Origin of the sequence: Synechococcus sp. R55.7 (assembly GCF_047461955.1) — a bacterium.
Lineage (GTDB): Bacteria > Cyanobacteriota > Cyanobacteriia > Thermostichales > Thermostichaceae > Thermostichus.
In genome coordinates this window covers 1-5,412 of sequence record NZ_JANSIC010000176.1, presented here as the reverse complement: position 1 = coordinate 5,412, position 5,412 = coordinate 1, and the positions used below count along the sequence as shown (strand labels likewise).

The following is a 5,412-nucleotide window of genomic DNA, read 5'->3' as shown; positions in this document are numbered from 1 at the left end:
AGGAAACATTCAGAGAGCGGCCCACGTTCCTAAAAGCAGCCTGCACCTGAGGCCAGCGGGATTCTTGGGTAGAGGCTGTCAGCGTGTAGAGGCGATGGTGCCGAACGGTCACCGTCACCACCTCATGACGAAGCTGGGATCCCATATCGGTTTGGTATTCCAGCAGGTAATAGGGGTGCTCCTGCCGCTCAAAGGCTTCGGCAGCCAACAGCTTGGCCGAGCGACCGGATCCCTCAGGAGCAATGATCTTCTCCGCCACCAACTGCCCCACCTCATCCGGGCTGCCCAAATCGGCAATCGTCTCCCCCTTGTCAAACGGGGCGATCATCAGGCTGACGTTCTCGGTCTCGTACACCAGGTCGCGCAGGAGTACCACCGGCCCTTTCCCCGGCCCAAGATTGACCGCCACCATGCCATTGGGGTAGGCAAAAGCAAAGGCTCCGCTGGGATCCCTGTAGGCCCGCAGGTTAGAGCCCGCGGAACAGGCACAAACCACCAAGCTGAGGCAGACACAGAGCAGCAACAGCGCTCTAGACAGCCACAGGCTGGTTGCGTAAGTGGGCCACAGGCCTGATCGGGCAGAATGCGCGCCTCGTGCTGCTGACATTGCTGGGATCCTCTCCTCAGATGGGTTGCCTATTGTTCCTTTATCATCCTAGTACGAGCGCACTCCCTCTAGCCCGTTGACCGTCAATTCCCAACGGAAAGCTCCCCCTGCAACTTAGCAGCGGGGTTGCCGACGTGGGTTGAAAAGCGAGGGATCCCCAAGCTTGGAAGCAACTGCCGCTATTGGGGGAGCCGCTTCTCGAAATCCAGATCCGGTAGCGGCAGGTTGGCCTGGGCACCTCCTTGGCCGGTGAGCATTGCCAAGCGGCGGGAGATTTCATCGTCCATGGCCATTTCATCCAATTGGGCAGCAATCTGCTCGCTGCGATCTTCCGAGAGTTCGCTCATGGCTCGGGATTTGAGCTGGCGAGCCTGGATAGCATTCTTCGCCGCCTCAAATTGCGACTTGGCCGAGTCGATGTTGTAGGAATTGTTGACGCGGGTCATCTGCTCCAGAGCTTGGTTCACCTCGTTGATGTCTTTGAGGTTGCTCAGCTCGCTCTTGTAAGCGGCCAATCGCTCTTTCTCGCGGGCCAGCTTTTGCTTGGCGGCATTGACGTAGCGCTCGGCAGTTTCCACATTCTCCTTAAGGGGGCCGAGAATGGCCTCAATTTGCAGCGCTTGGGACATAGCCAGGCGGGCAGCCTCTTGATCGCCCCGTTGGGCGGCCAGGCGAGCTTTGTTCTCCAGGGCCTGGTACTCCCGCACCTTTTGCATGTACTTCTGCTCAGCCCGCTGATAGGCGGCTACTTGGGTGGCAACGGCTTCCGTGAGACGCTGAACCGTCTCCTGCATGGTGCGTAGGGATTCTTCCGCCACCATCACCGCTCCTGTGCCGCCTTTCTCCACCGGGAGCCCCCACAGCCAGTTCCAAGTTCCGACGATGACGCTGCCGGCCCGTTGCCCAAAAATGCCGTAGATAATCTTGCGTGCGCCCATGGCCTGACCCTCCTGCTTGTGCGTGCCTCTACTGTATTTGCGTGCCTCTACTGTATTTAATTTCTCCCCAACTGGAAAGATCTCAGGGATCCGGCAAGTGGACAAATTCAAATCCCCGCTTCTTCAAAGTTGGGATCAACTGCCGCGTTACCTCAACCACTTGGGCTCCTCCTTGTACCCCATCGTGCAGCACGATCAAGGAGCCAGGCCGCACCTGGGCCAGCACCCGCTCCACCACCACCGATACCGGTGGGATCAGCCAATCCTCAGGCACCACGCTCCACATCACCGGACAAAAGCCCCAACGGCGCAAATCCGCAAGCGTCTGCGGCCAAAACAAGCCATTGGGCGGGCGCACAGCCCGATAATCGTCAGGGATCCCGCCACAGGCAGCCACGAGGGTGGTTTGGCTGCGCTTCAGGCTCTGATAAAGCTCTCCAGGGGCAAGCTCGGTAAAAGGGCGATGCTGCCAGCCGTGAAGGCCAATGCGGTGGCCTTGTTGGCGGATCTGACGGGCCAGGTGGGGCCAGCGCTGCACCCGTTCTCCCAACACAAAAAACGTGGCCGGCACCTGAAAATCCATCAAAACCTGCAACAAAGCCGGGGTGTACTCAGGGTGAGGGCCATCGTCAAAGGTCAGAGCCACCCGCTGGGTATGGGGATCTGCCGGCAACTCCCACAGGCCGTCGGGAAAGAGGGTCTTGAGGCCCCAATGCAGGGGTGGGTAGAGAGATGGGGGCAGGATTTGCTGAGAAGAGAAGAGCATTGTGGTGGGCTGTATTTTGTCCAGAACCAGAGGGCAATGCTTTGGGTGATCAACTGGGTAACAAATTTAGGTATTGCCGATTGAGCCAACCAATTGAAAAAATGGGCATGAGCATTGTAGCCCGCAAAACGGAAATCAGGGTTGGCGGGCCCGTCGATGGGCTTTTGGATCTCGTCCTAGCCAGTTGTGATTACAGATTGTGCCTACAGATTGTGATTACAGAAGTTGCCATTGGGTGTCGGCAGCAGCCCGCCGCTCGAGTTCTTGAGACGGATGTGGGATCCCTTCTGCCCATAGCCCAGATCCGATAGGCTAGATTCACCCTCAAGGTATCGGCTAATGGCTTTGAGAACTCCAACACTGCTGCTGGTGGATGGTCACTCTTTGGCCTATCGCTCCTTCTACGCCTTTGCCTACAGTCGCGAGGGGGGGTTGCGCACTTCCACCGGGATCCCCACCAGCGTCAGCTTTGGCTTTTTGAAATCGCTGTTAGAAGTCTTGGACAAATACACCCCTACCCATGTAGCCGTTGCCTTTGATACACGGCAGCCCACTTTTCGCCACGAGGCCGACGAAACCTACAAATCAGGCCGCCCGGAAACGCCACCGGAGTTTATCGAAGATGTGGAGAACCTCAAGCAGGTGTTGACGGCACTGCGCATCCCGATTTTGGTGGTGCCGGGTTTTGAAGCCGATGACATTTTGGGCACCCTCAGCAGGCTGGCCCCCCAAGATTACCGGGTGCAAATCTTAAGTGGGGATCAAGATCTGTTCCAGTTGATCGACACCGATGGGAGAGTTCGGGTTTTGCACCTCAACAGCAAAGATCGCATCAGCGAGTTTGGCCCCGAACAAGTGAAAGAAAAATTGGGCATCTGGCCTTGGCAGGTGGTGGATTATAAGGCCCTCTGTGGTGACCCTTCTGACAACATTCCCGGGGTGAAAGGGATCGGCCCCAAGCGAGCTGTGGAGCTGCTGGAGCGCTACGGCAGTTTGGATGAAATTTTCGACCACCTGGACGAGATCCAAGGAAAAGTCCAGCAATACCTCAAAGAAGGGATCCCGGCGGCCCATCACTCGCAATTTATGGCTCGGATCAAATGCGACGTTCCTCTTTCTCCCGACTGGGAGAGCATGAAATTAACCGGGTTTGATCAAGCAGAATTGCTGCCGCTGCTGGAAAAATTGGAGTTTCACAGCTTCATCGCCCAAGTGCGCAAAATACAAACGGCTTTGGGGGGGATCCCAACCGAGGCAGAGGTGGTTGGCGCTTTTAATCCCACCGGGGATCCCGCAAACGCTCCTGACGAAGCCCTGTGGTTTGATTTTGCCCTCGATCCCGTCCCTTCTCTGCCGGCGGTGCGCATCATCGATACGCCGGAGCAACTGGAGCTGTTGCGGCAAGAGCTGCTGGCCTGCCCAGGGATTGTAGCTTGGGATACTGAAACCACCAGTCTAGATCCACGGGATGCCCAATTGGTGGGGATCGGCTGTTGTTGGTCAGAGGGAGATATCGCCTACTTGCCCATCGGCCACCGCCAGGGATCCAACCTGGATTGGGAGCTGGTTAAACAAAGCCTGCAACCCCTTTGGGAAGATCCCAACCGACCCAAAAGCCTACAAAACTGTAAGTACGACCTGAGCATTTTCCGCGCCCACGGGATCCGCCTGCAAGGGATCCAGTTTGATCCCATGTTGGCCAGCTACGTTTTGGATCCAGAAGCCAGCCACAACTTGGCCGATTTGGCAGCTACCCATTTGGGTTTGCCAACCACCAGCTACAAAAAGTTGCTGGGCAAGGAACAGTCCATTGCCGATATCCCGATTTCCAAAGTTGCAGAATACTGTGGAACCGACGCCTATTGTGCCTATCGTCTGGTGCCAATCCTCACCGAAAAGCTACAGAAAACCGATCCGCGCCTGTGGGATCTTTTTATTCAGGTCGAGCTGCCCTTGGCCCAAGTTCTGGAAGAAATGGAGTGGATCGGCATTCGCATTGATACCGAGTTTCTGAGGCAATTTTCCCAAGAGCTGGAACAAGAGCTGCAAAGTTTGGAGCAGAAAGCTTATGCCCAGGCTGGAGAAACCTTTAACCTCAATTCTCCCAAGCAACTGGGATCCCTGCTCTTTGAAAAGCTGAAATTGGACATTCGCAAAACCCGCAAAACGGCTACTGGCTATTCCACTGATGCCTCAGTTTTAGAAAAGCTAGAGGGGGATCATCCTCTCATCGAAACCATCGTGCAATACCGCACCTTGGCCAAGCTGAAATCGACCTATGTGGATGCTCTGCCTGCCCTGGTAAGAAGCGATACCGGCAGAGTCCACACCGACTTTAACCAAACCGTTACTGCCACCGGCAGGCTCAGCTCCTCAAACCCCAACTTGCAAAATATTCCCATTCGCACCGAGTTCAGTCGCCGGATTCGACAAGCTTTTATTCCCCAAGAGGGATGGCTATTGGCGGCAGCAGATTACTCTCAAATTGAGCTGCGCATTTTGGCCCACCTCAGCCAAGAACCTGCCTTGCTGGAAGGCTTTCGCTCAGGGGAAGATGTGCATACCCTGACCGCCCGCCTGCTCCTGGAAAAACAGGAAATAACCAGCGAAGAACGCCGCCTGGCCAAAACGATCAACTATGGGGTGATCTATGGCATGGGAGCGCAGCGCTTTGCCCGCACTGCGGGGGTTTCTTTGTCGGAAGCCAAGCAATTTTTACAGCGATTTAACGAGCGCTACGCCGGTATTTTCGCCTACCTGCGCTCCACCGAAGCCTTTGTGGAAAAGCATGGCTATGTAGAAACGATCTTGGGTCGCCGTCGCTATTTTCCCAATTTGTCTCGTCTGACAGGCCATCGCAAACAAGCGGAATTGCGGGCAGCTGTGAATGCTCCCATTCAGGGATCCGCCTCAGACATCATCAAAGTAGCAATGGTGCGCCTGCGGCAAAAGCTGCAGAACTTTCGTTCCCGCTTGCTCCTGCAAGTGCATGATGAGCTGGTGTTTGAGGTGGATCCCTCGGAATGGCAGGCCCTAAAACCGCTGATCCAAAGGGAAATGGAAGGAGCAGTGCCCCTCTCCATACCGCTGGTGGTGGATAT

At 55.9% G+C, this 5,412-nt stretch carries 4 protein-coding genes; 1 reads left to right on the top strand and 3 read right to left on the bottom strand.

The features are described from left to right. The 3 genes from psbP to NW820_RS09565 all read right to left on the bottom strand — a co-directional run. On the bottom strand, positions 1-523 hold a 523-nt coding region (gene psbP, locus NW820_RS09575; protein WP_414400767.1), incomplete at its 3' end, for a photosystem II reaction center PsbP. 263 nt (positions 524-786) lie between these two features. Next, positions 787-1,545 (bottom strand): PspA/IM30 family protein, encoded by a 759-nt coding sequence (locus NW820_RS09570; protein ID WP_414407357.1) that lies wholly within the window; start codon positions 1,543-1,545, stop codon positions 787-789. 82 nt (positions 1,546-1,627) lie between these two features. Then, positions 1,628-2,311, bottom strand: a complete 684-nt coding sequence (locus tag NW820_RS09565) for a polysaccharide deacetylase family protein (protein WP_414350259.1) — start codon at positions 2,309-2,311, stop codon at positions 1,628-1,630. A 339-nt stretch (positions 2,312-2,650) separates the two neighbouring features. Here NW820_RS09565 and polA point away from each other — a divergent pair. Further along, a partial coding sequence (gene polA / locus NW820_RS09560) for a DNA polymerase I (RefSeq protein WP_414407356.1) occupies positions 2,651-5,412 on the top strand: 2,762 nt, incomplete at its 3' end.